The organism is Nocardia sp. CA-151230 (assembly GCF_050942175.1).
Lineage (GTDB): Bacteria > Actinomycetota > Actinomycetes > Mycobacteriales > Mycobacteriaceae > Nocardia.
In genome coordinates this window covers 2,856,498-2,882,457 of sequence record NZ_CP192061.1, presented here as the reverse complement: position 1 = coordinate 2,882,457, position 25,960 = coordinate 2,856,498, and the positions used below count along the sequence as shown (strand labels likewise).

Genomic DNA, 25,960 nt, shown 5'->3' with positions numbered 1-25,960 from the left:
AGGAACCGATAATGGCTCACACCGCCCACGATCCCGATACCAGCGCCGACCTGTCGGACGCCGGGGCTCTGGGGGATGCCGACGCGCTGGGGGCGCAACTGGTTCGGCTCCTGCGAGCCGTCGGCCGGGCCAAGCATCGGGTGATCAAACACGGTCCCGAAGGACTCGAACAGCTGGCCTACGCCATGCTGTTCACCCTGGTCCACGACGGGCCGCAACGCACCGGGAAACTCGCCGAGCTGCTGCACGCCGAGATCTCCACCATCAGCAGGCAGAGCCGGAACCTGGTGCGCCACGGGCTGGTCGAGCGCGGCGCCGATCCGATCGACGGACGCGCGTGCGTGCTCAAGGCCACCGCCGACGGGGAGCGCGTCTTCGCCGAGAACCGGCGGCTGCGCAATCTCTGGATCGCCGAAATGGTGGCCGACTGGTCCACCGCCGACCGGGCAGCATTGACCGGTCTGCTCGCGCGACTCGTGGACGGCATCGAAAAGACAACCGCAACAATCGATTCGAAACAGGGCAACGACACATGACAACAGCGACGACCGACGCGCACGCAGGCGCACCGGCAGGCGCTCCACTCCAACTGTCGCATCGGCAGATCCTCACCATCCTGTCCGGCCTGCTGCTGGGCATGTTCCTGGCCGCGCTGGACCAGAACATCGTCAGCGTGGCGATCGTCAAGATCGCCAACAGCCTGCACGGGTTCGACCAGCAGGCCTGGGCCACCACCGCCTACCTGATCACGGCCACCATCAGCACCCCGCTCTATGGCAAGCTGGCCGACATCTACGGGCGAAAGTCCTTCTACCTCACCGCGATCGGGCTGTTCGTCATCGGCTCCGCGGCCTGCACGTTCGCCACCTCCATGTACGAGCTGGCCGGGTACCGAGCCTTCCAGGGCCTGGGCGCGGGCGGGCTCATGTCGCTGGCCATGACGATCATCGGCGATATCGTGCCGCCCCGTGAAAGAGCCCGCTACCAGGGCTATTTCATGATGACCTTCGGTATCGCCACCGTGCTCGGGCCGGTGCTGGGCGGCTGGTTCTCCGGCTTCGACCATCTGTGGGGGATCGAGGGCTGGCGCTGGGTGTTCCTGGTGAACGTGCCGATCGGCGTGCTCGCACTCGGTGTGGTGGCGCGCGTGCTGAACGTGCCGCACCAGCGGCGTGACCTGCGTGTGGACTGGGGCGGCGCGGTGGCGCTGGCCATCTGCGTGGTGCCGTTGCTCATCGTCGCCGAACAGGGCCGCGGCTGGGGCTGGGGTTCGGGCAGGGCGATGGTCTGCTACGCCATCGGACTCGTCGGCCTGGTGTTGTTCCTCATCGTCGAGCACCTGATGGCGGACGCCGCGCTGATTCCCTTGCGACTGTTCAAGAATTCCACCTTCACGGTGTGCATCGTGGGCGGCTTCATCGTCGGTATCGCCATGTTCGGCGCGATCTCCATGGTCCCGCTGTACATGCAGGTGGTGCGCGGCTTCTCGCCCACCAAGGCGGGTCTGCTCATGCTGCCGCTGGTGGCGGGCATCATGATCGGATCGCTGGTCTCCGGTCAGGTCACCAAACGCACCGGGCGGTACAAGATCCTGCCGGTGCTGGGCACGTTCATCATCGCCTGCGGCGGTGCGCTGTACGCGACGGTGCACTACGACAGCGCGCTGTGGCAGCCGCTGGTCTACGGCGGCATCATCGGTCTCGGCCTGGGTGGCTGCATGCAGACGCTGATCATCGCGGTGCAGAATGCCGGGCCGCGTTCGGATATGGGTGTGTCGACCGCGGCGGCGACCTTCTTCCGGCAGGTCGGTGGCACGCTGGGCGTCGCGGTCTTCCTGACGATCCTGTTCAACCTGTTGCCGCACAAGATCACCGACGCGTTCGGCGGGCACCTGCCGCCCGGATTCTCGGCCGACAAGCTCTCCAGCGTGCAGTCCAATACCGCGGGCATCGCGGCGCTGCCGGCGCAGGTGCGCGACCCCATTCTGATCGGGTTCACCAACTCGATGCACGGTGTGTTCTGGGCCGCGGCGGGAGTGGCCCTGGTGGCCTGCATAGTGCTGCTGTTCATGAAGGAGATCCCGCTGCAGGAGGCTCCGGCCGCTCCGGCCCAGGCCACCGATCCCCTGGCCGCGCAGACCGATCCGGCGGTCGCGGCGCAGGAGGCCGAGGCCGAGTGGGCCGAGGATCAGATATGGGAGGGTGCCGCCCAGGCGATCTCCCAGCCCGAGCCGGTGCTGGCCGCGGCCGCGGCAGCGCACAGCTCGATTGCCAACGGGCACAACGTCATCGCGGACGGCCACGCTCTGCTCGCCGGTGAGCGGGCGTCGACGGCCGACGACCCGACGGCACAGCGGATCGCGACCGCCGCACTCGGCGGGGCGGACGGCTCGTCGATCGGCGGCCGGATCCAGCGGACGGACGGCAGCCCCGTTCCCGCTGCGGCGCTCACCCTGATCGATCAACGCGGGCATCAGGTTTCGCGCGCCACCGGCGGCGGCGACGGCCGCTATCGCATCGACTCGCCCGCTACCGGCAGCTATGTGCTCATCGCTTCGGCGAACGGGCACATGCCGACCGCGGTGAACGTGTCGATCAACGGGCGGTCGCCGGAACTGGACCTCACGCTGGAGGGTTCGGGCGAACTGTCCGGCACCGTGCGCACCACAGGCGGCGAACCGCTTGCGGCCGTGACCATTACGGTGACCGATCTGCACGGCGAGGTGGTCGGCGCGGCCATCTCCGGTGACGACGGCGGTTATGTCTGCCACGGCGTCGAAGCCGGTACGTACACCCTGGTGGCCGCGGCCGAACGCCTGCGCCCGACAGCCACGGCACTGGTGGTGCCCGCCGGTGGCCTGCTGCGCTACGACATCGAACTGACCCCGACGGCGGCGCTCACCGGCACGGTCCGAGGCGACGGCCAGGCGGTGGCGAACGCTGAGGTCACCGTGCTGGACGCGGCGGGCACGCCGGTCGGGACCACCCGCACCGACGCGGACGGCCACTACACGCTCACCGATCTGGACGCGGGCGCGTATACCGTCGTCACCCGCGGCTATCCGCCGGTGACCAGCCGGGTGACCGTGCTCGGCGGCGAGGTCGAGCACTCCGTCGAGCTCGGCTACGACCTGGAAAGCACCGGGCCCGAAAGGGTTCCGGCGGCACAGGGCGAAACCGACCTCTACGCAACGGGTTCCGATCCGGCCGCGGAGTTGTCGTGACCGGCCTGACCGCCGAGATCCGCAACCCGGAGGGCTGGCCGGTCGCCGAGGCGGTACTCACCGTCACCGACCTCGACGGCCACCAGCTCGCCCGGGCCGCCGCCGATGCGACCGGGGCGGCGGGCACCGCGCCGCTGCCCCCGGGCACGCACACCGCCGTCGTCACCGCACCCGGCCACCAGCCGGTCGCCCTGATCGCCCGCATCTCGGCCACCGGCGCGGGCGCACTCGGCGAAATCCGCCTGGAACGCTCCGCTGAGGCGGTCACCACCCCGCCCCCGGGCCCCTGGACCATCGATCCGGCGCACTCCACCGTCCTGGTCACCGCCCGCCACCTCGGCATCGCCGGCATCAAGGCCCGCTTCGCCGAGGTCGGCGGCCGCCTCGAGATCGCCGAGATCTTCGAGCGCACCACCGGATACGCGGAAATCAAGGCCGCCACCGTCGACACCGGCATCGCCATGCGCGACGACCACCTGCGGTCGGCTGACTTCCTCGATGTCGAGCGCTATCCGCTGATCACCTTCCGTGGCACCGGATTACACCGCACCGGCCCGACCGGCTGGTCGATGCCCGGCGCCCTGACCCTGCACGGCCGCACCCGTCCCACCGAACTCGCGGTCACCTACGGCGGCTACGGCCCCGACCCGTGGGGCGGGGTCCGCGCGGCATTCCACGCCGAAACCCTCCTGCACCGAGAGGATTTCGCGCTCGACTACAACGTCATGGTGCAGGCGGGCATCGCCGCGGTGGGGACCACCGTCCGTATCGAACTGGACATTGAGCTCGTCCAGGGAGACCGGTTGCCCGCGATGTAGCGTGGACGCGTTCGATATGTCTGCTGGTGAGTATCGGGACATCCCCGGCCCAAAGTCGGAATCCGGGGATGCCACAGTATCTTTGCAGCTCCTTCCAACTATGCGGAGGCGTCAGCCCCTGGTCTCAGATGCACCAGACCACACTGCCCAGGGGGAAGCAGATAGCAATTGATCCATCCGCGGGAATAACCGCGGTCGATGTCGAACTGGGCGTCGCGGCCGAAGCTGCCGGAGCTGCGACAACGCCCAACGGCAGGGCAATAGCGATTGCGGCCACGAACTTGATCATTTTGCTGGACATATCTGTTCCTCGATGTCGAGTGATTTGTCCAGTGCAGCCGGGCAACCTCGGGGGATTGCCGCCGAGCCGCTGCGCTGGTGATTGACCGGCGAAGTCTGCTGAAGCAGACATCCGTATGACTGCCGTCGCCCGCTGCGCCGCCCTCGGAAGCGGCTCATGACGCACTTCGTCGTTCTCGACCCCGACCGATTGTCATGGTCGTACATGACGAGCGATAGCCACACGGTGAAGTTGCCGAACCAGACACTGTGCGGAATGGTCCGGTGCCAGGCACTGTCACGACGGCGTCGACCTGGCGGCTCCGGTAGCTGTATTCGACCGAAGCGACGTCCTTCCACAGTTTTGAAGAAAGGACGATCTTCAGGCTAACCGCGATCGGCCGGTGTCCGCTAGGGGCCAGATGTCTCCATTCGTAGGTACACCGGCCGACCAGCTGATACTGCTCAATGGTCGAGATCGATCAGTGTCCGCAGGATCATGAAGACGGCGGCCAAGCCGAAGCAGCCGAGTCCGACGACCCATACCTTGAACATCTGCCGCATCGGTATCAGCCTGCCCACAAGCCCTGCGTCCAGGTCGGCGATGTCTTGTTGCCTCGCGAATACCGTGCCGTGTGCGCCCCAGGCTCCCACGTCGAGTTCATCCTGTTCGAAACGCTCCAGCCAGAGCTCATCCTTGCGGCCGGCGAGGCGATGGCTTGCCATCAGCATGATCGAGATGATCGAGACGATCAACGCGAGGAGCGAGGATGCGATCCGCGCGACGGGCTCGTTGCCTGCTCCCATCGCGATATTGAACAGGAAGGCCTGAGCGGTCAGACTGACCGCGGGCACCTGCCAGAGCAGATTTTCGTATTGCAGCTGTCGGTCCGAGACCGCGCGGTAGAGCCACCCCAAATAGGGCGAACGCGGCGAAGATGACTCGTTCACGCAAGCCTCCGAGACCGATCGCCCTCGCCGCGCTGCTCGCCGATCAGTCCGGCGCGGGCCAGCAGCAAGCCGCTGACCACGAGCACCCAGACCGGAAACACCAGCGTCAGCCACCGGCTCAACTCGCTGCTGATCAGCAGCGTCACGGCGACCAGGTAGCTGAGCGCGACGAGCCAACGGGGCATCAGCCTGGTCTTCAACCAAATCGTCGCCAGCGAGATCATGAATACCGCGGCCATCCGCAGTGCATAGGTCTGGCTCGCCGAGATCACCATCATCCTGCCGAAGTTGATCACCTCGGTGCGGGCGGCCGGATCGGTGACGCTGTCGTTGCTCGTCACGAGGCCGGCGACACCAGCGGTCGCGACGAACATCATCGCGAGGAAAAGCACTCCGCTGCCCATGAATACCGACAGGAAGAACCGGTCCTCGTGATCTCCGAACCCGTCGCGGACGACACCGATGAACCACAGGAAGCTGATTCCGGCGAATGGCATCAGCACGGTCGCCGTGATGAGCGCGCTGTGCCGGGTCTGCAGCCATTGCGCCGAATCCTCGACGTGGTCGGGCATTGTAATGCGAATCAGGACAAGCGTTGTTCCGAGCAATACCGCGAAGAGCACCCCGGCCAGTGCAGCGGCTCGCGGCGTTGACAGTTGGCCCGGAGGCGGCGCAGGCTTGCTGTGTTGCGACGGAGTCGGCATGGGGTCATCGTGCCAGAATGGGTTGCCTGCCCCGGGAATTCGGCGGTATCGCCACCGTGTATCGCGGCCGGCATCCCAACAAATCGACAACAGTTTTCTACCATTGACCTCTGACGATTCGGGGCATCCGTATTCGGTGCCGAGTGCAGGTTACGACACGGTCTCAACCAGGTGGCTTACTGCGAAAGGTGAGGGCGACATGCCAACCGCCGATCAGGACTGGAGTAAACCAGCAGCGCTGGCCATTCCCAAGGAGGGCTACTTCGAACTGCAGCGCGGCCGATACGGTCCCACCTATCCGCGAACCCCGGCCTGTTATGGGTTCTCGATCATCGCAAAGGTGAAACCCGGCCGGGAAGAGGCCATCCGCGCCCACGGCAAGCGGATCCAAGACGCGGTGGCCGCAAGCCCGGACGTGTTGGCACCGCTCCGGCTGCACTATCTGCGGTGGCTGCTGTTCGACGTCGGATTCGGACTGTACTTCCAGTATCAGGGCATCTTCGATACCGATTTCGACAAGTACACCGAGGACGCCGTGACGCTGTTCTCGCAGACCGGTATCGACACCGTGTTCACCAACCTCGAGGGATTCCCGGAGGACTGGAAGGAAAATCCGGAGTCGTTCGTGGAATTCGTTCGCAAACACCAGTTTCCGAGCTTCCTCGAGTACGGCGAGTACCCCTACGCCACCGCTGACGAGATCAAGAAGGCACTGCGGGCGAAGGCGGCGTTCTCCGACATGCTCGATCAGATGCAGTAGCCCGGGGCCATGCTCGAACTCGACGATATTCAGCACATTCTGCTGACCCGCACCCCGGCGGTGACCGGCCGCTATGAGTTCCTGTCCTTCGACGACCCCGCCGGGGGCCGGGCCTGGTTGACGCCGCTGCTGGACCGGGTGCAGTCGGCCGCGGACGTGCGCGCCACGATGGACAGTTCGCAGCGGTGGGTCACACTGGCCTTCACCTGGAATGGGTTGCGGGCGCTCGGGGTTCCGGACCGAGCGCTTGCCACCTTTCCCGACGAATTCCGCGAGGGCATGGCCGCCCGGGCCGACATCCTGGGCGACACCGGCGCCAATCATCCCGGCAACTGGGTGGGCGGACTGGCCGGTGCCGACCTGCACGCCATCGCAATCCTGTTCGCCCGCACCGAGGACGAACGACAACGCTGCACGGCCGAACACGAGAAACTGGTGGCCGGCTGTGCGGGTGTGCGCCGGTTGTCGTTCCTGGATTTGAACGCGACACCGCCGTTCAATTACGCCCACGACCACTTCGGGTTTCGAGATCGCCTGTCCCAGCCGGTGATCGAAGGCTCCGGGGAAGAACCGACCCCGGGCTCCGGCGCGCCGCTGCAACCCGGTGAATTCATCCTGGGCTACCCCGACGAGGAGGGGCCACCCTATGGGCTGCCACAGCCGGAGGTCTTGTCCCGCAACGGCAGCTACATGGCCTACCGGCGGCTGCAGGAACACGTGGGTGCATTTCGGGACTTCCTGCGTGAGAACGCCGACACCCCGGACGGGCAGGAACTCCTCGCCGCCAAACTCATGGGCCGGTGGCGCAGCGGCGCGCCGCTGGTGCTGTCACCGGACCACGATGATCCCGAACTGGGCGCAGATCCCCTGCGCAACAACGACTTCGACTACAAGGAGATGGACCCGCACGGTTATGCGGTGCCGCTCGGATCGCATGCGCGCCGACTCAACCCGCGCGACACCGCGGTGAACATGAACCGGCGCAGGATGATTCGCCGCGGCGCCACCTACGGACCGGCGCTGCCCGAGGATGCGCCCGACGACGGCGCGGACCGGGGCATCGCCGCGTTCATCATCTGCGCCAGCCTGGTTCGCCAGTTCGAGTTCGCCCAGAACGTCTGGATCAACGACAAGGCATTCCACGAGCTCGGCAATGAGCACGACCCCATTTGCGGCGCCCAGGACGGCACCCTGGAATTCACCATCCCCAAGCGGCCGATCCGAAAGGTGTTCAAGGGCCTGCCCGCCTTCACCACTCTCAAAGGCGGAGCGTACTTCTTCCTGCCCGGTATCAGCGCCCTGCGCTACCTGGCCACGCTCGGAAACCCGGAGGTGACCTCATGAGCAGTTTGCCGACGGCACGCACCTACAACCAGGGCCATGTTCCGCGCGCGGCCGACGGTCGCCGGCGGATCAGCATCTACTGGACGTGGAGCTACCCCTGGGAAGCCCAACGCGATCCCGCCGAAATGTACAACCGCTTCTCCACCATGACCGAAGTCCGCAACGTCACCTGGCCGGCCTACGAGACCCCCGACTACGACAAAGCGCACTTCCTGCAGGGTATCGCCGGCACCCTCGAGCTGTTCCACCGCTCGACACTGGACTTCCAACAGCTGGCGGGGCAGGCCACCGGTCATCCCGTCGCGGTCTTCCAGCGCATCGATCAGGCCGGCTACACCCTGCCCATCGACGAACGCATCCTGGCCGATACCGACACCCTGCTGGTGTTCGGACTCGATCATGTCCTCGCCGAGCAACAGGCCGCACCCGAGGAGATCGACGCCATCCGGGAATGGCTGCGACGCGAGGGCACCTGCCTGCTGCTGGCGCCACACCACGACGTCGGCTTCACCGACGACTACGCGCAGCGACAGATCGAATACGAACATCACGGCGACCCGCTCGTGCCCCGCCAGCAACGATTCGGGCAGTACACGCGCTCGCTGATGCAAGCGCTCGACGTGCCGGTGCACAACATCTGGGGCCTACGCCCGGCGGTGGTCGACGGCACCGATCAGATCGCCCCCGTCACCGCGTTCCGCGATCTGGACACACCCCGGCTCCTCGACCAGGTCACCACATTCAACTTCCACCCCCACTTGCCGCACTACCAACTCACCGCGCCCGCAAGCGATTCGCTCCGTGTGCTGGCCGGCCAGCGTGTCGACCCCAACCGACCGCATCCCTTCACCGCCGCCGGAAACACCGAATTCAACGCCTTGATCTGGATGCCGCCCGCCGGCCCGCGCGCCGGCGACATCGTGCTCATCGACTCCACCAACTTCACCACGCTCTTCGGCGGCACCGACAGCCTCAGACACCTCTGGCACAACCTCGCCACCATGAAATGACCTGGCACCACACGGCGAGGCTCGGGTGAACAGCTCTGACGAGCCCATGACGGTGGGTGAATCGGGCGGCGGAGAGCCCGGTGTCATCGCGAGGCCGCGATCACGAGCTTTTCGTTGATATCGAACTCGGGTCCCCGATCGCGGCGAATCCGCGGCCGATTCGACACCGGCTACGGCATTTGGGCAAGGATGAACGAGCGGGCACGGCAGTGTCTTTCGATGTTCGACCGGTACGGGAACCGTGACCATCTCGAAAACTGCCGTGCCCGTTCGGCTCCGCATCCCCCAGCATCTCTCACCACGAAGCAGCTGTTCATACCACGCGATACCTGACTTCGCCGGGGCTCTGGCTCAGGCGAAGCGGCGGGACTTGGTGGACAGGGCGAGTCGGCCGCGGGGGGTGATCCGGTAGCGGCCGCGGGGGCGGCTGGGAGTCACGAGACCTCGGGATTCGAGCTGAGAGAGGGCGTTTCGGGTGCGGTAACTGGTGAGCACGGCGGATTGCTGAATCTGTGGGGCCGTGAGGGTGCGGTCGGGGTGGAGGGCGGCGAGGACGGCTGTTTCAGCGGGGGTCATGGGGTTACCTCGAGGCGCGGGGGCTGTGCCTGCCGGTGGGATGACCTGGCGGGCAGGGGATGTCGAGGTGGCCGCCCGTGGATAGCGACAGTCGGAGGGTGGCGTGGCGGGACTCGCGGCCGAGGCGGTACGAGTCCCACGCGGTGCGGGCGGTGATGGCGGCGCAGACCACGATGATGGACAGCAGCGCCCATGCGTCCCAGGGCATTTCGACCTCCTCGTAGCGAATTCTCGGTTGACTCCACTGTGATTGCACAGCCACCCTTGCGGAAGAGCTTCAACGAATTACGTTGGCGTTCCACGATGGACCACCCCACGAAAGGCACTCCCCAGATAGCGAGGCTAACGAAATGGTCGGATCCACCATTCCCAAACGGGCATTCGGTCGATTTCTTCGCGGGCTCCGTGAGCATGTCGGAGCGTCGTTGCTAACCGCCAGCTTGCAAATAGACACCTCCAAGCAGACATTGGTGCGCTTGGAGGACGGGTTGCCCACGAAAGTCACTACGCCACAGCTGAAGTCGCTACTGGATCTGTACGAGGTCAGCCCAGACGTCCGGCAAGAGGCACTGGAGATGTGGAACGAGGTCCGGCAGCAAGACAAGGCCGCCAAGCTCCAAGGTTCGTACAAGGGGTGGTGGCAGGCCTACGCCGACCAGTACGCGCCGCATTTCGACCACTACCTGCGACTCGAAGCGACGAGTAATCACTGGGTCAGTCACCAACTCGTCCTTGTACCGGGCCTGTTGCAGACGCGCGAGTATCGCCGAGCGATTATTCGCGCCACTCACCCGGACCTCTCGGAAGTCGATGTTGAGCGCCGGTTGGAACTCGCCGCACGGCGGCAGGAACGCATCGCAGAACCGGACTACCGCATGGATGCACTACTGTCGGAGGCCGTCCTGCGCCACAGGCCCGGGGGGCCGACGGTGATGGCTGCCCAACTGCGCTACCTCTGTGAGGCCGGCACGCGGGACAACGTTTCGATCCGAGTCGTGCCGTTCAACGAGAACACACACGAGGGTCTCGTCATCCTGTCGTTCACGATGCTCGAATTTCCACCCCTCTCATGCCATTTGATCGAACCACCCTGCGTCTACATCGATGGAGCGGAAGGGGCGCTCTACCTCGAGAGCGGCCGAGTGATCGATCGGTTCAAGAAGGCGATCTCGAGTATTCGGCGAGTAGCGTTGAGCGAGAATGACACCAGAGATCTGATGTCGGACATCGCGAAGGAGCACACGGCGTGATAACCGATCATTCGAATGCCAGGTGGTTCAAGTCGTCGAGATCAGCCGACGCCAACGAGTGCGTCGAGATCGCGTTCATCGGTGAGGCCGCGCGCGTCGTTGGCGTGCGCGACTCGAAGGATCCGAGTGGGCCGGTGCTCGTTTTCTCCGGTGAGCAGTGGGATCGGTTTCTCGGTAGTGGGATCTGGCGCTGAGATGCGGCTGGTGATCTCGGCGGATGGAGGCCGAGATCACCGATGGGGAAGTTGCCCTGGTCGCTGAATATTTGCCATCGTGTAGGTAGTCCCCGGTTGGGGACCCGGACGAGGGAGCCGTACCCGGTGTGCGACAAGACGGCCTGTGGAGGTTGTCGTGTCGTGGCTGATATTGGTCGTGTCCGGGGTTTTCGAGGCCGTGTGGGCCACCGCGCTCGGGAAGTCGGAGGGGTTCACCCGGCTCGGGCCGACGGTGGTGTTCGGGGCGGCGCTGGTGCTGAGTATGGCGGGACTGGCCTATGCCATGCGAGGGCTGCCCGTGGGGACGGCGTACGCGGTGTGGGTGGGGATCGGAGCGGTGTTGACCGTCGTCTATTCGATGGCTACCGGCGGGGCCGCGGTCAGTGCGGTCAAGCTGCTGTTGCTGAGTGGGATCGTGGCGTGCGTGATGGGGCTGAAGCTCGTCGGTTAGCCGCTATTTCGGAGGTTCCAGCTTGACCGCGTCCCCGGGGACGCTGGGAACCGATTGCACGGTTTGGGTTTTGGCGGCGGGGTCCGCGAGGAGGAGCCGCCAATCCTCGGACGCCCAGAGCACGGTCTCGGCGGTCGCGGTGATGCTGGCATCGGAGTACGTGGCATAGACGGTGAGGTCGGCACGGTCGGGGGTGTAGGCGGTGAGTTTGTAGGCCGTGATGCGCGGGGCCACCACCGGATTGGCGGGGGCGGTGATCGAGACCTGTGCGCGGGCCAGTACCCAGGAGTCCTTGGCCGGACCGGGAATCAGCGAAATGGCCGCCACCTGCGGCCATGCGCCGTCCGGGGCCAGTGATAGCCGGGTGCTGTAATTGATGGCGGCCAGCGCCGCGCCCTGTGGGGTGTGCGAGAAGCCCGCTGCGGTGGTGCCGAGTTTGCTGGGACCATCGTGACTGCCGATGGGGAGTTGGACTCCCTGGTAGTTCTCCCAGTGCACGTCGGCGGGAGCGCGGGCCGGATCGACCGGTGTGGTGGTCGTTTTCGCGGCGCTCTGATCACTGACGCCGCAGGCAGCGAGGGTGAGAACGGCCGCGGAGACCAGCAGGGTCGCGGCCGCGGCGGTTGAAGTTTGCGCGTGGTGTGCTGACTTGGCGCGCATGAGGATTCCTCCGGGTGGACCTGGGGTCGGTCGAGAAATGTTGCGGTGACGCCGGTTCGGATGACGCGCGGGCGGGCGACCTGTCGTGATCCTACGAGTACCGAGCGCCGAGTGCCGATCTACGAGTGTTGCTCGGCTCGGTTTAACAATTCGTCACTCCTGTAACGGAACCGGTTGTGGGGGCCCACGATCCGGGTAAGATCAGGGCCGCAACATGATCATCGCAGGTGGTGGGGATTCATGATTGATCATCGGGACCTGGTTCCGGTGGGCCACCTGTGTAGTCGGCCAGGGGTACGGAATGCCATGGCATCCGGGGGATTCGGGCCGTGCGCCCGGTGCTGTCCATTCGGGGAAGGGGAATTGGGGACATGAAGACCACACGAACTTCGATCCTGTTGTCGATGCTGCCCATCGCGCTGGTGGCCGGCCATGGCGTCGCCGCCGCCGCCCCGGGCCAGCCGGGCCTCGCCGTGCCCGGCGACGGGCAGCCCGGACTGAGCACCCAGCCGCAACAGCCGCCCGCGAACTCCTCACCCAGCCCGGCGGATTACATCCCGGATCCGCCGATCGCTCCCCCGAGCCGTCCCCGGCCGAAGCAGCAGACAACGCCGCAGCAGGACACCATCATTCAGCCGCAGACCCAGCCACAGGTCCAGCCGACTGAACCGCAGGACACCCAGCCTGGTCAACCCGCCGCGAATGCGCCCGAAGTGATGCCTGCGGACCCGCACAAGCTGCGAGTGGGCACGGGCGGCGTTGAGCTGCCGGACTGGATCGACACCAAGACTCGCGACAAGGCCCAGGCCTACCTCGATATGGCGGAGTGGCAGATCGCGGCCGCCTACGACCGAATGGGCTTCTCGCGCGAGGACTCCGACCGAATGGCCGCCTCCAGCACGATTGGTGCTGTACTCGGCGCAGGCGGCACTGCCGCAGCAGTACCGATCGCGGCCGTGCCGATCGGCTGCGCGGCAGGTGCCGTAATTGGTGCGGTAGCCGGTGGCGTGATTGGTGGCGTGCCCACAGCCGGGATCGGAGCACCCGCTGGAGCAGTGGTCGGCGGTATCTCGGGATGCGTGATCGGCGGCGGTGCCGCCGCAGTGATCAGCGGCCCCTTCGTCATTGCCGGTGGAGCGTTGGCGGCCCTCGCGGCGGGTGCGCTCAGTGGCGGAGATGCGACCAAACCAGCGCCAGCCCTTCCAACGTCACTGACCGATACCGCTGCGCAGGTGCCGGTTTCGGATCCGGTGACGGGTTTGCCCGGGGTACGGCCGGTTTCGGCGATCGCCGGATTGCCCGCGCCGATCGCGCAGGTGGCCGCGCCCATGGTGCAGCAGGTCGCCACAACCGTCGAGCAGCAGGTCGTACCGGTCGCGCAGCAGGTCGCCGCCACGGTCGAACAACAGGTCGCGCCGGTCGCGCAGCAAGTTGCCACCACGATCGAACAGCAGGTCGCGCCGGTGGTGGAGCAGGCGGCTACCGGGGTCGGGCAGCAGGTGGCCGCGGTGGCCCCGCAGGCCGCGCCGGTGGTCGAGCAGGTGGTGGACGGCGTGAACGCGCAGGTCGACTCGTTCCGCACCGCCGTGGCGCAGATGCCGCCGCTCACTCCCGAAGCCTTCATAGCCGCCCTGCAACCCGCCCAGCCGGGTGCGTGACCGGAACGGCACGGGCAACGCCGTGACTCCGGACACCAACGCCTCCGACTCCACACCAGGCCACCCACCCCCTGCTACCCCCGACCTCACCACCACACCCCCGCACCCCGACCTGACCTCAACCGGCCGCACCCACGACTTCCTCGCCCTCGACCCCGATCCCGCCGTCCAGGCATCTGCCACGGCCCGGACCGAAGGCCAAGCAGCCCAGGCCGAAAGCGCCGCGCCGCAAGCCATGAACGGCGCAGCCACGGCCCAACGCGAATCCGCTACAGCTCAGCGCCGAACCAGCACTGGTGAACGCGAACCCGATACAGGTCGGTGGGAACCCGATAGGGGTCGGCCGGGGCGGGGTGCGGCCGCGCGGGTGGTCGGCGCGGGGCATTCGGGAGTTGTTCCGGCCGACGGCGGGGGCGCTCGAGGTACTGCCGGTGGGGGCGACGTGGGTTTGGGCGAGGGGGGCCTGGGTCGGGTTGGGAGCGAAGGTATGGACGGTCGAGGTGGGGTGGGGCGGCATCGGGCTGCGGAGGGTTGGGAGGGGTTCGCTACGGAGCGGGATGCGGGCGGCGGGAATGTGGTTGGGGACGTTGAGGATTCGGGGGCGAGTGGCGGGCGGCCGGTGATGCCGGTGCTGGCTCCGGGCGGTGGAGAGCCGGTGGCGGCGGTGGAGGCGGAGGCACCGGGGTGGGCCTCGTGGCTGACGGAGGGGGCGGTGCCGGCGGCGGGTGAGGCGGGGCGGCAGTCGGTTCGGGCGGACGAGTTGCGGGCCGAGGATCCGATGGCGGCGCTGGTGTCCGAGGCACGGCGGCGGGCGGAGCAGACACAGCGGCGGTTGCGGATGCGCAATCGGGCGCTCGCGATTGCCGGAGTTTCGCTGGCGCTGGTGCTGGTGGCGGTGGTCGGGTGGCTGGCGCTCACACCGGGCGACGCGCAGGCGCCGCAGGCGGTTCCGGCGACCAGTGCGGCGGGCACGAGCACATCCGGCGGGAATCAGCCGGGGCTGGTCGCCTGGTGCCAGGAAGTCAGTACGCCGCAGCGGGTGAGCGGCGACACCGCCGGCGACCTCCTCAGTGGGCCCGGCGTCATCATGCACCTCGAATACGCCTGGTACGTGCTGCGCGACGTGGGCGCGGTGCGCGCCCTGCTCACCCCGGACGCCCGTGTCGCCCCGGAACAGGCCACCCGCGACGCGATTTCGGCCACCCCGGCCGGCACCAAGCACTGCGTCACCATCACCGGCGCGGACGCCGAACGCTGGAACGTCACCGTCGACGAGAAACACCCGGACGGCAGCCAGACCTCCTGGCAGCAGGTCATCACCACCGCCGCCCGCGACGGCCAGGTCCGCATCACCTCCATCGTCGCCGGAAGCCGGTGAGTCATGGTCGACATCGACGACCGGCTCCGCTCCACACCACCCGGTCCCCCCGCAACCCCCACACCCCGGCCCGGTCTCGAAACCCCGAACACGACGGTGCGCCCGCCTGATGCAGTGCGCCCAGCTGATTCGTCGAGCCGGGCCGACTCAGCACCCCCGACCGATCCTGCGGGGCAGATCAACTCAGCGCACCCGGCCGGTCCAGGCGGGTCAATGCAGCGGACGGTTGTGGAGGCGCGGCTGGTGGAGGCTGTGCGGGCGAATGAGACCGGGGGCTCCGAGGATTCGGGGTGGAGCGACCTGATGCAGCCCGGGCCCGCCGGTTCGCCCACCGATGGCGTGCCGTTGCGGGGTGGGCAGGGGCGGCTGGTGCGGGCCGCCGTGCCGCCGGTGCTGGTGCTCGGCGGGTCGGGGGCGTCGGGGGCCAGTACGACGGCGCTGGGGCTGGCCGCGGCGGCGGCCGTGGACAGTGACGGGGAGGTGTGGCCGGTGGTGGTGGACGCGACGCTCGGGGGCGGGGACGTGGCGCTGCGCGGGTGTGATGCGGCTGCTCCCGTGGGGAGCCTGCAGAAGTGGCTCGGCACAGCGTATCCGGGGCTGGCGTCGAGTGTGGGCGCGTGCTCGGGGCAGACCTCGACCGGGGTGCGGGTGCTGGGGCGGACGCCGGATCCGTTGCCGCGCAGGGAATCCCTGGTGTCGGTCGCGCGTCATCTCGAAAATGCCGGGCTGCTCGGGGTTTTCGATGCCGGCGCACCGGTCACCAGCCGACTGGCGGCCCCGCTGCTGGCGGACCCCCGGGTCGGGCTGGTGATCACCGTGGCCGCGCGCCCCGACGCCATCAACCGGCTCCAGCCCGCCCTCACCTGGCTGGACGAGAACTTCAGCGAATTCGTCGTCGGCGACGCGGTCATCGTCCTCACCGAACAGGTACCCGGCTCGGCCGCAGCGGTTCTCGACCATGTGCGCACCCATCTCGGCTCCTGGGTCCGCGCCGTGGTCCCGATCCCCTTCGACCTCCACCTCGCCACCGGCGGACCCATCACCTGGCACCGCCTCACCGCCCCCACCCGCGACGCCTACCTCACCCTCCTCGGAGCGCTGCGATGACCACGCTCCACGACCCGCGCCGCGCCTCGCCGTCCCCAGACCCGGCACCACACACCGCCCGCACCCCGGCACCGCAAGCCACGGACAACTCGGGACCGGCACCGCACGCCGCCCACACCCCGGCACCACACGCCACCGACAACTCGGGGTCCGCACCGCACGCCGCCCACAGTCCCTTCGATGGCGACGAGCCAACCTCCGGTCGGCCGGCAATGCCGAGCACCGGATGGCAACCGCTGGGCGGCGGCGAATGGCTTAGCGGCACAGCATATTCCGACGCGTCTCCACCGAGTCGGCCGGCACCCGCGGCTCCCCCGGTGCCGATGTGGCATCGAGCGGTGCCGAATCGGCCGCCGCGGCCGCCACTCGTGTGGCTGGTGGGCGTGCACGGGGGCGCGGGGGTGAGCAGTCTCGCGGCCAGTCTCAGCTGGGCGGGCGACGCGGGGCAGCGGTGGCCCGCGCGGATCGGGCTGGCGGGGGATCTGGATTCGCCGCTGGTGGTGCTCGTCGGGCGCAGTCATCTGCACGGGGTGAATGCCCTGCATCGGGCGCTGCTGGCGCATCAGGCCCGGGCCACGCCCGCCGGCAGTCAGGTGGTCGGCGTGGTAACCGTGTCGGATTCGGCTCGGCCGCTGCCGATTCCGGTCGCGCAGCGGCGCGAGGAGATGGAGGGCCTGGCCGTCGCGCTCGGGGCCCGCACCTGGCGGCTGGGCTGGCTCGAACAGTGGCGCGCCCTCGAACCCTACGAAATGGCGGAATGGGATCCCGCTGCCGGTGGCTCACCGGTGGACGAGGGGGACCCCACTCGTACTCCCCCACAACCGGTTCGGCTTCTGGCCGAGCAGATCCTCACCGCGGCGCGCATTGCCGGGGCGCGGATCACCGAACGCGCGCAGCACGGCGCGGAACCAGCCAGTCCATAACCTGAACGAGGTGCGACGTGCATCGAAAACTGCTGCCCAGCGTGGGGTTTCGGAGTTCGGCACTCTTGACCGCGGCCGTCTGCATCGTGGCGACGGCAGCTGTCGGGCCTGCTGTGCTGAATTCGGCGGAAGCCCGGGGCGGGCCACCGGACACCACGGTCCCCATCGACAAATGTCCGGCGCTGTTCGCGCTCGGCGTCCAGGGCACGGGCGAATCCTCCCCCGACGCCGCCGTCACCACCGACACCGGCATGCTGTCGGAAGTCTTCCGGCCCATGATGGCCGCCGCCAGCGACGCCGGACTGGTGGACCGGGCCTACGTGCCCTACGAGGCGTCCTTCGGCGGCGCGGTGTCGGTGTCCACCACCACCTACAGCCAGTCCGTCACCGGCGGCCTGGACCGGCTGCGGTCCATGGCCGAGCAGATCGCCGACCGCTGCCCCAGTACGAAACTCGCCATCGCCGGGTACTCGCAGGGCGCGCACGTGGCCTCGCAGTTCGCGCAGGAGGTCGGCGCGGGCCAGGGCATCGTCCCGGCCGACCGGATCGCGGCCGTCGCGCTCTTCGGCGATCCCAATCGCAATGCCAACGCACCGCTGTTCCCGGGCAAGCCGGATCAGAAGGTGCCCACCGCCGCACCCGGCACGGACGGCAAATCGGTGGCGGCACTGGGGGATCCGCCCGCCACCAAGACCGCGTCCGGGGCGGGCATCGCCCCCGACAGCGCCACCCTGGAGAACTTCGGGACGCTGGTCGGGCGGGTCGCCGAATTCTGCACCGAGGGCGATCTGGCCTGCGATACCCCGGTGGGCGCGCCGCTGGTGCGGACCGTCGCCAATATCGCGGGGCAGGTGGAGATTTCGGCCGGTGACCCGATCGGGTCGCTGAAATCCATCGCGGAGGCGCTGGCCTACACCTCGATCAAGACCGTCACCTCGGTGGTGAACAACGACGTGTCCGGCAACTCGCTGACGGATCTGTCGTACCAGCCGCAGAAGTCGATCTCGCAGCGCATCGCCGACGCCTCCAATCCGAACAACCAGGTCGACGTCCCGGGCGCGTTCCAGGCGCTGCTCAAGGTCGGCACCATCGCCATCAATTCCATTGTGGCCGTGGTGAAGGACATCCTGACCCCGGCCACTATCACCGAGATAGCCACCGCCGGACTCGCCAACCCCCTTGCTGGACTGGCGGTGTTCGGGGCCAAACTGGTCGGCGCGGTCACCAACCTGGTGCAGCCCACCACCATCAGCCGGCTCACCACGCAGGCATTCACGGCCGTCACCCAGAACGTCACCGACAACAAGGATCTGCTCGACATCACCACCTGGGTGCGGTACTGGGACACCGCGCAGAAGCACGACTACACCCACGCCCAGGGCGCGGGATTCGGGGAGAGCCCGACCGACTGGGTCGGCCAATGGTTCGCGGCCGTCGCCCACGACCTGTCCGGCGCCGCCACCCCGGGCGCCATCCCGAGCGGCGGCAGCGACAAACCCACGCTGGGACTGGATTTCGCGGCCACTTCGACGACGCCCACCAGCGTCGCACCCAACGGGCAGTTCCCGCTCGGCGGCGGTACCGGCACCGGCACGCCCAGCAGCGGCGTCCCGGTGCTGAGCTTCTCCCCCGCCCCGACCACACCCACCACCAGCGGGGCGCCACTGATCCCCGACCTCGGCCCGCGGGCGACGCCATGAGCACCACCGAATCGGAATCGCGGACAACGGAATCGGAGCCGCCCGCCCCGCTGCACGCGGGCGCGCAGGCGTACACGGGCAGCTGGTCGGATTGGATCACCGGCGCGGCCGGGCCGGTGCGCGCCGGATACGGCGAGTACCCCGCGCAGTCCGGCAGGGTCGGCGCGACCCGCCACGAGAGCCACCCGGCCGGTCGTGACGAGTACGAAGCCGACGAACTCGACGACGAGTACGACGATTTCGACGACGAGGACGAGTACTACGAGCCGCGGCCGGCGGAATCGAATCCCCAGCAGTCGACCGGCTGGGCCGCCGACGCTTCGGCGTACAGCGGACCGGGCACCCGGCCGGCCTCCGGCTCGTCCCATGCGCGGTCGAACGACGACCCGCCGGACACCCGGCAGGTGAGCGCGTCGCACGCCCGGCTGGGCCGCGCCCGGGCAGGCGATCCGCCGCGGGCTCTCACGGCCTACGACGCCGCCCGGCACGCCTCGGGCGCCGACGGTCCCCCGCCCGGCTACCCGACCGCCCGCCGTCCCCTGAAGCGGGCCGCGCGGCCGACCAGGCAGCGACCGAGATTCGCACTCCCCGCGCTGAACGGCGGCCAGTGGGCCGTCCCGCTGCTCGGCCTGCTCGCCGTCCTCGCGGTGACGGCCGCGATCGCGGTCCAGATCGCCAAGGTCACCGGCGGCGACGCACCCGCGAAACCCCATGTCGCCACGCCTCAGGCCGCACCGGCCGCGTCCTCGCCCGCCGCAGCGTCACCCACCGACCAACCGGCGTCGGGCCTGCCCGCCAACCTCTGCCCCAATGAGGTGAAGGGCGGCAATGTCCGCGGCAACGGGCCCGGCAGCACCAAGTCCGGCCCGGACGCCATTCTCGCGCTGCAGAACCGCTACTACGTCGACCGTTCGGGCAAGGCGGTCCGTGAGATGTTCGCGCCGGACGCACCCACGCCGACCGTCGACCAGATCCAGGCCGGCATCGACAGCATTCCGGTGGGCACCACCTACTGCGTGCAGATCATGCCCGGCCCCTTCGACGGCCAGCACATCATGGTCGTCACCGAACAGCACCCGGACGCGACCAAACGCACCTGGTCCCCACAGCTGGTGATCACCACCAAGATAGGAGACGCGACTCTCATCTCCGCCATCGTGCCGATAAACGAGGACACCCCCAAATAGCCGCCGCGCCAGCCACCGGAGCGCCACCACCCCGCCCCGGCGGCGCGCTGGGGCAACTCGGGGTTTGCCAGGCGTTTTGGAAATGCGGGACGGGTGGGCTAGTGTTTTCTCTCGCAGCCGGACGGGCCGAACGGGCCGGATGGTAGCGATGCGGATGTAGCGCAGCTGGTAGCGCATCACCTTGCCAAGGTGAGGGTCGCGGGTTCGAATCCCGTCATCCGCTCAACACAGACAACGAGACGCCGCGCCCGAGCCGCGAAAGTTGTTCTCACGCAGTAGATCCCGAGCACATTCGCAGCCATATCGGCCCGATTTCGCGGTAATCTTGTCAGAGTGACCATGTTGCTCAGCGCCTTCCACGACACTGTGCTTTCCCAACACGCCGTGCTCGCCCAGCTCGGCAATCCGACACCGGAGACCCCGCCGGTGGCGGACAAGCTCATGAAGCTCGTCCGGTACTTCACCTGGTTCGTGTTGCTGTCCGGTGTCCTGGGCATCACCTACGCCGGTGGCCGCTTCGCCTGGGAGAAGTGGTCGGGGGGCGGGCTCGCCTCCCCGAAGATGGTGGCCGGAGCGATGATCGGCGGGATCGTCGCCACCAGTGCGGGCACCATCATGAATGCCGTCATCGGATCCTGACCGTTCCACGGCAATTCCGGCCGTTCAGCGCGTGGTGCGCCGTGTGTCGGTGGGCACCGTTAGGCTCGTCGAACAGACTGGCGAAGACGGGTAGGGGCCTTGACGACGAGCGATGCACGCACCGCGCGCACCACACCGCGCGACGACCCGGCCGAGGGAGTCGACTTCGGGCTGGAGCACGTCAATGAGGTGCTGGCCGCCATGGCCGGCGACGTGGTGGCCGATCGGCCACGCGATGCCGAGCTGATCACCTGCCGGCTCGGGCTGGACGGGGAGGGTCCGGAGACGCTCATGCTGCTGGGCGCGCGATTCGGGGTATCGCGTGATCGGGCGCGGCAGCTGTACACGCGGGCCGTGGGCACCATGCTGCGGCAGACACCGGCCACCGGACTGCACGATCTGGGGGTGTTCGCGGAACGGTATCCCGTGGGGTGGGGTGATGAGCGACTGGTGCGGACACTGCTCGCGGAAACCTATGCCACCGACGGCGATATCGCGGCCCAGGACTGGGCGTATCTGAAGCTGCGGCTCGCTGGGCACGATCTGCAAGACTCGAAACGACTGGCGGGCTTCGTCTTTCAGCGCATCGCGGGATGGCAGCAGAAGGGACGCTGGCACCTGCTGCCCGCCGCCCGAGCCGACGACGCGCCCGATGACATGTGGAATGCGTGGCTGCCGCGCGTCGAATGGGGCGACGGTAGTCCCGAGGACCTCCCCGTCCTCCCGGCCGGCCGCCTCGACTACGACGACGACGGCCGCGGGCGCATGTACTCCGAAAAGCTCGGCCGCGAAGTCACTTTCGACACCGCCCTGCAAGCCCGCCTGCTCCGCCTGCTCGACGCCAGCCCGCGCGTGGAATCCTTCCGCGAACTCCCCGCCGCCGTCACCTATGAATTCGACGGCGCCGACCGCGTCCACTACCCCACCGCCGCAGCCAGATTCGCCGACGGCCGCACCGTCCTCATCGACGTCCTCCCCCTGGCACATACCGCCCTGCACCCCCAGCGCGCCCGGGCCGCCGCCTCCCGCGCCCATGCCTTCTCCCGCGGCTGGGGCTGGCTCACCTGGACCGGCAGCCACCACGGCATCCCAGACCTCCTGTCCCGCACCGTGAACCCACACCACGAGTCCACCCTGACGAGCCGCCTCGCGACCGGTCCGATGTCCTGGCCCGCCCTCGACACCTACCGCCGCGAAACCGGCATCGACCTCCTGGACCTGGCCGCCCTCGTCCTCCGCCACAACTGGCAGTGGCAGCGAGCGCCCTTCCGCCTCGCTTCCTGACCCACTTCACGATCAGCGAGCGCTCACCGAGGAATGTCGACACCGAGAGCTCACTCGGAAACCGATGACGCTGAAAAGCACAGCGGCATACGCGGATCCGGGATGTTCCCGCAGCGGGCGACTTCAGGGCCTATTCCGGCTCGCCGTGGTCCGAGCGCCAATGGACGGCGCCCACGAGGAGGAGCTTGATCAACTTCTCCGCTTGCGCCCGGACCTCGGCATCCGCCTGTAGATCCCCCACAATGAGGTCCGCGATCGTCTCCACCATCGTGGCGACGATCAATTTCGCCACTGCTCGCACGTCATCGCTGGACCAGGCAGGAGCCAAGCGGGCGAGGTCGATCGCGAGCTCACTCTCGAAGAGCGCGAGCTGAAGTCGCACCGCCTCCCGGACGACGGGCGGGCCGGCGAAGCGTTCGCGGGCGATGAACGCGAAGTGATCGCGGCGCTGCCCGGCGTGGTCCACGAGAGCCTCGACGGAGGTGCTGACGATCTCCTGGGGTGTGGGCTTGCCCCGTCGCACCTCGCGCAGGACAGCCCGCAGGGACGCGAAGGACTCGTCGACGAGCGTCAGGCCGAGTTCATCGATCGAGTCGAAATGCCGGTAGGACGAGGTACTTCGAGACCAGACCGTCGGGGTCGAGAACGAGACGCGCGGCCAGTGGTACTACCGCCAGCTGCTGGGTTCGGCGAACATCTCGGGCGGCCGTCTGCTGCACGTGATGACCGGAAACCTCTCGCACCAGATCGAGCACCACCTGTTCCCGGACATCCCGGCCCGCCGCTACCCCCAGCTCGCCCCCGAGGTCAGGGAGATCTGCGAGCGCTACGGCCTGCGCTACAACACCGGCCCCCTCTACAAGCAGCTGCTCTCCGTCGCCCTCAAGATCATCCGGCTCTCGGTGCCCTCGCGCCGCAAGCCGCGCCCGGCCGGCGACGAAACCGCCACCCTGCCCAAGGCCGCCTGAGTCCGACAACGAACCAGATTACGGAGACGCTCGAGAGCCGGCCCTGGATCATTCCGGGGCCGGCTCGGCCGATCCCGCGATCGCTGTGTGCGCCGTCCGCCCCAGCTGTGGATCGACGACGCGGCGGTGCGGGCACTCGCCAAGCTCGAACAGGTGCTGCGCGAAATCGGCACGCGCGCATTGCAAGCCGCCGAGGGTGCCGATCCACAATGATCGGGGCCGGAAGGGCCGCGGTGACGAATCAGGTTGCGGCGGAACCGAACCAGCGGGACAGCGCGGTAACCAGCTGGTGCTGCTCGGCACCGAGCCAGGCGATGTGGCCGTCGGGGCGAAGGAGGACGGCGGGGGCGGTGAGCTGTTCACTCAGATCCACGACGTGGTCGACGCGGTCGGACCAGCCCTCGACCGACAGTTGGCCGGTCTGGTCGAGGAGGAGGCCGCGGCCCTGGTGCAGGAGCTCGTAGAGGCGGCCGCGCTTCAGTTCGATGTCGCGTTGCCGGTGGCCGAGGAGGGCGTCGCCGGGGCCGAAGTCGTAGTGGACGCCCAGGGCGGTGACGCGTTCGATCAGGAAGCGGTGGACCTCTTCGAAATCCATCAGTTGAGTGATCAGGCGGCGGAGGGCCTGGGGGCCGGGTTCGAGGGAGGTGAGTTCGCTCATGGCGCGGGCGGTGTCGAGGACGTCGGCGGCGACGGGGCGGCGTTCGGATTCGTAGGTGTCGAGGAGATCGGCTGGGGCCCAGCCGTTTACGGCCGCGGCGAGCTTCCAGCCCAGGTTGAACGCGTCCTGGACGCCGAGGTTGAGGCCCTGGCCGCCGTTGGGCGGATGGATGTGCGCGGCGTCGCCGGCCAGGAAGACGCGCCCGGACCGGTAGGTGTCGGCCAGGCGGGTGGCGTCGCCGAAGCGGGAGAGCCAGCGGGGTGAGTGGGCCCCGAAATCGGTGCCCGCGATGGCCCGGACCTGGCGCTTGAGTTCGTCGAGGGTGGGCGGGGTGTCACGGTCCTCGGCGACGCCTTCGGCGGGTGCCCCCAGGCGGAACACTCCATTGCCCAGCGGCATCGCGCCGAAGCGGCGATGCGTCTTGTGCAGTTCCATGACCAGCGGCATCACCTCCTCCTGCGGTGTGGTCAGTTCCACCTCGCCCATCAGCGTCTCGTGCTCGGCGGGCTCGCCGGGGAAGCCGATGCCGAGCAGTTTGCGGACCGTGGACCGGCCGCCGTCACAGCCGGCCAGGTACCGCGAGCGCAGCCGGGAACCGTCGGCCAGCTCGACCGTCACCCCGTCCGCGTCCTGGCTCAGCCCGGTTACCTCACAGCCGCGCCGGATCTCCGCGCCCAGCTCGACCGCCCACTCGGCCAGCAGGCGATCCGTGATCGGCTGCATCAGACCCAGCACGAACGGGAACGTGGTGTCCAAGCGGAGTGGCCGCGCGGGGACGATCCCGGCGAAGAAGGCGCTCGGATCGTGCTGCTTGCCCAGCGCCAGGAAACGATCCGCCACACCACGCTGATCGAGCACCTCGACACTGCGCGCGTGCATCCCCATCGCCCGCACCACCCTGGTCGGTTCCGGGTCCCGATCCAGCACGAGCACACCCACCCCGTGCAACCGCAACTCCGCGGCGAGCATCAGTCCCGTCGGCCCGGCACCGGCAATGATCACATCGGCCATGAATCGCCATCCTCCTGATTTCCGCAGGTAATCGCCTTCCGGCCGACGATTGTGCGGCACACCCGGGGCCTTGCCGCAAGCCCCCCACTGCGATATACGTTGAAAGGGGAGGGAAATTCAGGCGATTCGCGCCTACCTCAGCACCGAGCCGCTACTTCAAGACCAGTCCGGCCGCGATGAATGTGATGATCACCATCACCGCGAACCAGGTGATCAGCTGCCAGTGCAGAATCGCGGACTTCTGACTGGACACCGTCAACCGCAGCGTGGCATCCACCCGATTGTGGTCGGCGATCTTGCGGCGGGTCTGGGCCAGATCATCGGCCTGCTGCTGGGCGGCGAGCTCCGCGCGTTCCAGCCGGTGGGTCATGCGCAGCAGCTGTTTGGTCTTGTCACGGGTGGCCTTGCGGGCCAGAGCCAGTGCGGTGCGCTGATTCTGGAGTTCCTGACGCTGCCGTGCGATGACGGCCGCCTGTGTCCGTGTGTGTCGTTCCCAGTCGGTCACTGTCGCCCATCCTCCCGTGTGCTCGTCGCGGCACCCGAACGCTATCTCCCCGGCCACCCAGCCCGTTACGAATTCCCGCAGTTCACAGGCGGATTGGCGAGCCGACACCACACCGCCCGGGCCGGAGACCAGCAGGCCGCCGACCACCCGGTACTCGCAGCCCTCGGCGGCGAAGTCGTCGAGGCCGAGCGCGGGCAGCTGCGCGGTCCAGAAACCCGGCGGGCAGATCCACAGCACTTCACCGCCACCGCCGGCCCGGAGCTCGGCGGTGACCGCGCGGGCGCGCGCCAACTCGGGTGGCGCGCTGGACACCTCGATGACGCCGCTGCGATCACCCTTGCGCCACAGCACATCCGAGAGCCGCGCACCGACAGCGACATCCAGCTGGACATCCTCGGCGCCGGCCGCCAGCAGCCGACCGCGCAGCCAGAATTTGAGCCGCTGCACATCCCAGCGGCAGTCCGCGCAGTCGGTTTCCCGGCACCGCTCCCCCGCCGCGTGGCCACGCCCATCGGCATTGCGGACAGCCGTGTCCGCATCGCCCCGCACAGACTTCTCCACCGTCCCGCGCACAGAATTGCCCCCAGCCGAATCCCCCACGGCCGTCTCAGGATTCGCGCGCGGATCCGGGTCGGCAAGCGCCACCGACCGCTCCCGCGGAACTTCCACTCGCCTCGTGCTCACAAGATCACCCCAGCCAC

General features: G+C 68.2%; 27 protein-coding genes, 1 tRNA gene, 1 pseudogene and 1 riboswitch. Of the genes and pseudogenes, 20 read left to right on the top strand and 9 right to left on the bottom strand.

From position 1 onward, the window contains the following. The first annotated feature begins 11 nt into the window (after window positions 1-11). Genes ACQP1O_RS13255 through ACQP1O_RS13245 form a run of 3 tightly spaced genes read left to right on the top strand, consistent with a single transcriptional unit; the run spans window position 12 to window position 4,041 of the window. Window positions 12-536, top strand: a complete 525-nt coding sequence (locus ACQP1O_RS13255) for a MarR family winged helix-turn-helix transcriptional regulator (protein WP_433566104.1) — start codon at window positions 12-14, stop codon at window positions 534-536. Next, on the top strand, window positions 533-3,223 hold the full coding sequence (locus tag ACQP1O_RS13250) for an MFS transporter (protein ID WP_433566103.1): 2,691 nt from the start codon (window positions 533-535) through the stop codon (window positions 3,221-3,223). Before ACQP1O_RS13255 ends, ACQP1O_RS13250 begins: the two co-directional genes overlap by 4 nt. Beyond that, window positions 3,220-4,041 (top strand): YceI family protein, encoded by an 822-nt coding sequence (locus ACQP1O_RS13245; RefSeq protein WP_433566102.1) that lies wholly within the window; start codon window positions 3,220-3,222, stop codon window positions 4,039-4,041. Before ACQP1O_RS13250 ends, ACQP1O_RS13245 begins: the two co-directional genes overlap by 4 nt. Before the next feature lie 124 nt (window positions 4,042-4,165). On the opposite strand, the gene ACQP1O_RS13240 is transcribed toward ACQP1O_RS13245, so the two are convergent. The 3 genes from ACQP1O_RS13240 to ACQP1O_RS13230 all read right to left on the bottom strand — a co-directional run bounded on the left by ACQP1O_RS13240 (window position 4,166) and on the right by ACQP1O_RS13230 (window position 5,975). Next, window positions 4,166-4,342 carry a hypothetical protein gene (locus ACQP1O_RS13240; protein ID WP_433566101.1) on the bottom strand — a complete coding sequence of 59 codons (177 nt, stop codon included), beginning with the start codon at window positions 4,340-4,342 and terminating at the stop codon, window positions 4,166-4,168. 443 nt (window positions 4,343-4,785) lie between these two features. Then, window positions 4,786-5,271: a hypothetical protein gene (locus tag ACQP1O_RS13235; RefSeq protein ID WP_433566100.1), complete on the bottom strand. Its 486-nt coding sequence runs from the start codon at window positions 5,269-5,271 to the stop codon at window positions 4,786-4,788. Then, complete coding sequence (locus ACQP1O_RS13230) at window positions 5,268-5,975, bottom strand: hypothetical protein (RefSeq protein ID WP_433566099.1); 708 nt, start codon at window positions 5,973-5,975, stop codon at window positions 5,268-5,270. Before ACQP1O_RS13230 ends, ACQP1O_RS13235 begins: the two co-directional genes overlap by 4 nt. A gap of 199 nt (window positions 5,976-6,174) precedes the next feature. Here ACQP1O_RS13230 and ACQP1O_RS13225 point away from each other — a divergent pair, with 199 nt between their 5' ends. The 3 genes from ACQP1O_RS13225 to ACQP1O_RS13215 are packed head-to-tail and all read left to right on the top strand — an operon-like array spanning window position 6,175 to window position 9,089. Continuing rightward, window positions 6,175-6,735 (top strand): hypothetical protein, encoded by a 561-nt coding sequence (locus ACQP1O_RS13225; protein WP_433566098.1) that lies wholly within the window; start codon window positions 6,175-6,177, stop codon window positions 6,733-6,735. A gap of 9 nt (window positions 6,736-6,744) precedes the next feature. Further along, the gene (locus ACQP1O_RS13220; protein WP_433566097.1) at window positions 6,745-8,079 is read left to right on the top strand and encodes a Dyp-type peroxidase; all 1,335 of its coding nucleotides are present in this window, start codon (window positions 6,745-6,747) and stop codon (window positions 8,077-8,079) included. Further along, window positions 8,076-9,089 (top strand): hypothetical protein, encoded by a 1,014-nt coding sequence (locus ACQP1O_RS13215; RefSeq protein ID WP_433566096.1) that lies wholly within the window; start codon window positions 8,076-8,078, stop codon window positions 9,087-9,089. The genes ACQP1O_RS13220 and ACQP1O_RS13215 overlap by 4 nt, the downstream gene beginning before the upstream one ends. A gap of 351 nt (window positions 9,090-9,440) precedes the next feature. On the opposite strand, the gene ACQP1O_RS13210 is transcribed toward ACQP1O_RS13215, so the two are convergent. Together ACQP1O_RS13210 and ACQP1O_RS13205 are read right to left on the bottom strand one after the other, a co-directional pair. Then, window positions 9,441-9,665, bottom strand: coding sequence for a hypothetical protein (locus ACQP1O_RS13210; protein ID WP_433566095.1), 225 nt, complete (start codon window positions 9,663-9,665; stop codon window positions 9,441-9,443). A gap of 4 nt (window positions 9,666-9,669) precedes the next feature. After that, entirely contained in the window at window positions 9,670-9,873 is a 204-nt protein-coding gene (locus ACQP1O_RS13205) for a hypothetical protein (RefSeq protein WP_433566094.1), read from the bottom strand. Window positions 9,874-10,015: 142 nt separating this feature from the next. Here ACQP1O_RS13205 and ACQP1O_RS13200 point away from each other — a divergent pair, with 142 nt between their 5' ends. The 3 genes from ACQP1O_RS13200 (at window position 10,016) to ACQP1O_RS13190 (ending at window position 11,581) form a co-directional block, all read left to right on the top strand. Beyond that, on the top strand, window positions 10,016-10,915 hold the full coding sequence (locus ACQP1O_RS13200; RefSeq protein WP_433566093.1) for a helix-turn-helix domain-containing protein: 900 nt from the start codon (window positions 10,016-10,018) through the stop codon (window positions 10,913-10,915). Beyond that, window positions 10,912-11,109, top strand: coding sequence for a DUF397 domain-containing protein (locus tag ACQP1O_RS13195; RefSeq protein WP_433566092.1), 198 nt, complete (start codon window positions 10,912-10,914; stop codon window positions 11,107-11,109). The genes ACQP1O_RS13200 and ACQP1O_RS13195 overlap by 4 nt, the downstream gene beginning before the upstream one ends. 85 nt (window positions 11,110-11,194) lie before the next feature. Beyond that, a riboswitch (guanidine-III (ykkC-III) riboswitch) is annotated at window positions 11,195-11,257 on the top strand. Window positions 11,258-11,266: 9 nt separating this feature from the next. Then, window positions 11,267-11,581 (top strand): DMT family transporter, encoded by a 315-nt coding sequence (locus tag ACQP1O_RS13190; RefSeq protein WP_433566091.1) that lies wholly within the window; start codon window positions 11,267-11,269, stop codon window positions 11,579-11,581. A 3-nt stretch (window positions 11,582-11,584) separates the two neighbouring features. Here the strand turns inward: ACQP1O_RS13190 and ACQP1O_RS13185 are convergent, their stop codons facing one another. After that, a complete protein-coding gene (locus ACQP1O_RS13185) occupies window positions 11,585-12,241 on the bottom strand; it encodes a hypothetical protein (protein ID WP_433566090.1) in 657 nt (218 codons plus the stop codon). A gap of 371 nt (window positions 12,242-12,612) precedes the next feature. Between ACQP1O_RS13185 and ACQP1O_RS13180 the strand changes: the two genes are divergently transcribed. The 9 genes from ACQP1O_RS13180 to ACQP1O_RS13140 all read left to right on the top strand — a co-directional run bounded on the left by ACQP1O_RS13180 (window position 12,613) and on the right by ACQP1O_RS13140 (window position 22,117). Further along, window positions 12,613-13,899: a hypothetical protein gene (locus tag ACQP1O_RS13180; RefSeq protein ID WP_433566089.1), complete on the top strand. Its 1,287-nt coding sequence runs from the start codon at window positions 12,613-12,615 to the stop codon at window positions 13,897-13,899. A gap of 574 nt (window positions 13,900-14,473) precedes the next feature. Beyond that, window positions 14,474-15,277 (top strand): hypothetical protein, encoded by an 804-nt coding sequence (locus tag ACQP1O_RS13175; RefSeq protein ID WP_433566088.1) that lies wholly within the window; start codon window positions 14,474-14,476, stop codon window positions 15,275-15,277. Between the two features lie 213 nt (window positions 15,278-15,490). Beyond that, window positions 15,491-16,384, top strand: coding sequence for a MinD/ParA family ATP-binding protein (locus tag ACQP1O_RS13170; RefSeq protein WP_433566087.1), 894 nt, complete (start codon window positions 15,491-15,493; stop codon window positions 16,382-16,384). Between the two features lie 338 nt (window positions 16,385-16,722). After that, entirely contained in the window at window positions 16,723-17,307 is a 585-nt protein-coding gene (locus tag ACQP1O_RS13165; protein WP_433566086.1) for a hypothetical protein, read from the top strand. 17 nt (window positions 17,308-17,324) lie between these two features. Then, window positions 17,325-19,007 carry a cutinase family protein gene (locus ACQP1O_RS13160; RefSeq protein ID WP_433566085.1) on the top strand — a complete coding sequence of 561 codons (1,683 nt, stop codon included), beginning with the start codon at window positions 17,325-17,327 and terminating at the stop codon, window positions 19,005-19,007. After that, complete coding sequence (locus ACQP1O_RS13155; protein WP_433566084.1) at window positions 19,004-20,194, top strand: hypothetical protein; 1,191 nt, start codon at window positions 19,004-19,006, stop codon at window positions 20,192-20,194. The genes ACQP1O_RS13160 and ACQP1O_RS13155 overlap by 4 nt, the downstream gene beginning before the upstream one ends. 150 nt (window positions 20,195-20,344) lie before the next feature. Beyond that, window positions 20,345-20,417: transfer RNA gene (locus ACQP1O_RS13150), tRNA-Gly, on the top strand. 116 nt (window positions 20,418-20,533) lie between these two features. Beyond that, the gene (locus ACQP1O_RS13145) at window positions 20,534-20,833 is read left to right on the top strand and encodes a hypothetical protein (protein WP_085996752.1); all 300 of its coding nucleotides are present in this window, start codon (window positions 20,534-20,536) and stop codon (window positions 20,831-20,833) included. Between the two features lie 99 nt (window positions 20,834-20,932). Further along, window positions 20,933-22,117 (top strand): hypothetical protein, encoded by a 1,185-nt coding sequence (locus tag ACQP1O_RS13140; RefSeq protein WP_433566083.1) that lies wholly within the window; start codon window positions 20,933-20,935, stop codon window positions 22,115-22,117. 130 nt (window positions 22,118-22,247) lie between these two features. Here ACQP1O_RS13140 and ACQP1O_RS13135 read toward each other — a convergent pair whose 3' ends face one another. Continuing rightward, complete coding sequence (locus ACQP1O_RS13135; RefSeq protein ID WP_433566082.1) at window positions 22,248-22,640, bottom strand: hypothetical protein; 393 nt, start codon at window positions 22,638-22,640, stop codon at window positions 22,248-22,250. Between the two features lie 121 nt (window positions 22,641-22,761). Between ACQP1O_RS13135 and ACQP1O_RS13130 the strand changes: the two are divergent. Both ACQP1O_RS13130 and ACQP1O_RS13125 read left to right on the top strand, forming a co-directional pair. Beyond that, window positions 22,762-23,085: pseudogene (locus tag ACQP1O_RS13130) on the top strand (fatty acid desaturase family protein); the annotation flags it as partial. Window positions 23,086-23,172: 87 nt separating this feature from the next. Beyond that, window positions 23,173-23,298: a hypothetical protein gene (locus ACQP1O_RS13125; protein ID WP_433566081.1), complete on the top strand. Its 126-nt coding sequence runs from the start codon at window positions 23,173-23,175 to the stop codon at window positions 23,296-23,298. Window positions 23,299-23,326: 28 nt separating this feature from the next. Here ACQP1O_RS13125 and rox read toward each other — a convergent pair whose 3' ends face one another. Then, window positions 23,327-24,754: a rifampin monooxygenase gene (rox, locus tag ACQP1O_RS13120; protein ID WP_433566080.1), complete on the bottom strand. Its 1,428-nt coding sequence runs from the start codon at window positions 24,752-24,754 to the stop codon at window positions 23,327-23,329. Between the two features lie 151 nt (window positions 24,755-24,905). Next, a complete protein-coding gene (locus tag ACQP1O_RS13115; protein WP_433566079.1) occupies window positions 24,906-25,808 on the bottom strand; it encodes a hypothetical protein in 903 nt (300 codons plus the stop codon). Window positions 25,809-25,960 lie beyond the last annotated feature (152 nt).

Coding starts and splice junctions, on each gene's coding strand:
- ACQP1O_RS13255 (WP_433566104.1), top strand. CDS start 12: ATGGCTCACACCGCCCACGATCCCGATACCAGCGCCGACCTGTCGGAC.
- ACQP1O_RS13250 (WP_433566103.1), top strand. CDS start 533: ATGACAACAGCGACGACCGACGCGCACGCAGGCGCACCGGCAGGCGCT.
- ACQP1O_RS13240 (WP_433566101.1), bottom strand. CDS start 4,342: ATGTCCAGCAAAATGATCAAGTTCGTGGCCGCAATCGCTATTGCCCTG.
- ACQP1O_RS13230 (WP_433566099.1), bottom strand. CDS start 5,975: ATGCCGACTCCGTCGCAACACAGCAAGCCTGCGCCGCCTCCGGGCCAA.
- ACQP1O_RS13225 (WP_433566098.1), top strand. CDS start 6,175: ATGCCAACCGCCGATCAGGACTGGAGTAAACCAGCAGCGCTGGCCATT.
- ACQP1O_RS13220 (WP_433566097.1), top strand. CDS start 6,745: ATGCTCGAACTCGACGATATTCAGCACATTCTGCTGACCCGCACCCCG.
- ACQP1O_RS13215 (WP_433566096.1), top strand. CDS start 8,076: ATGAGCAGTTTGCCGACGGCACGCACCTACAACCAGGGCCATGTTCCG.
- ACQP1O_RS13210 (WP_433566095.1), bottom strand. CDS start 9,665: ATGACCCCCGCTGAAACAGCCGTCCTCGCCGCCCTCCACCCCGACCGC.
- ACQP1O_RS13205 (WP_433566094.1), bottom strand. CDS start 9,873: ATGCCCTGGGACGCATGGGCGCTGCTGTCCATCATCGTGGTCTGCGCC.
- ACQP1O_RS13200 (WP_433566093.1), top strand. CDS start 10,016: ATGGTCGGATCCACCATTCCCAAACGGGCATTCGGTCGATTTCTTCGC.
- ACQP1O_RS13185 (WP_433566090.1), bottom strand. CDS start 12,241: ATGCGCGCCAAGTCAGCACACCACGCGCAAACTTCAACCGCCGCGGCC.
- ACQP1O_RS13180 (WP_433566089.1), top strand. CDS start 12,613: ATGAAGACCACACGAACTTCGATCCTGTTGTCGATGCTGCCCATCGCG.
- ACQP1O_RS13170 (WP_433566087.1), top strand. CDS start 15,491: ATGCAGCGGACGGTTGTGGAGGCGCGGCTGGTGGAGGCTGTGCGGGCG.
- ACQP1O_RS13155 (WP_433566084.1), top strand. CDS start 19,004: ATGAGCACCACCGAATCGGAATCGCGGACAACGGAATCGGAGCCGCCC.
- ACQP1O_RS13145 (WP_085996752.1), top strand. CDS start 20,534: ATGTTGCTCAGCGCCTTCCACGACACTGTGCTTTCCCAACACGCCGTG.
- rox (WP_433566080.1), bottom strand. CDS start 24,754: ATGGCCGATGTGATCATTGCCGGTGCCGGGCCGACGGGACTGATGCTC.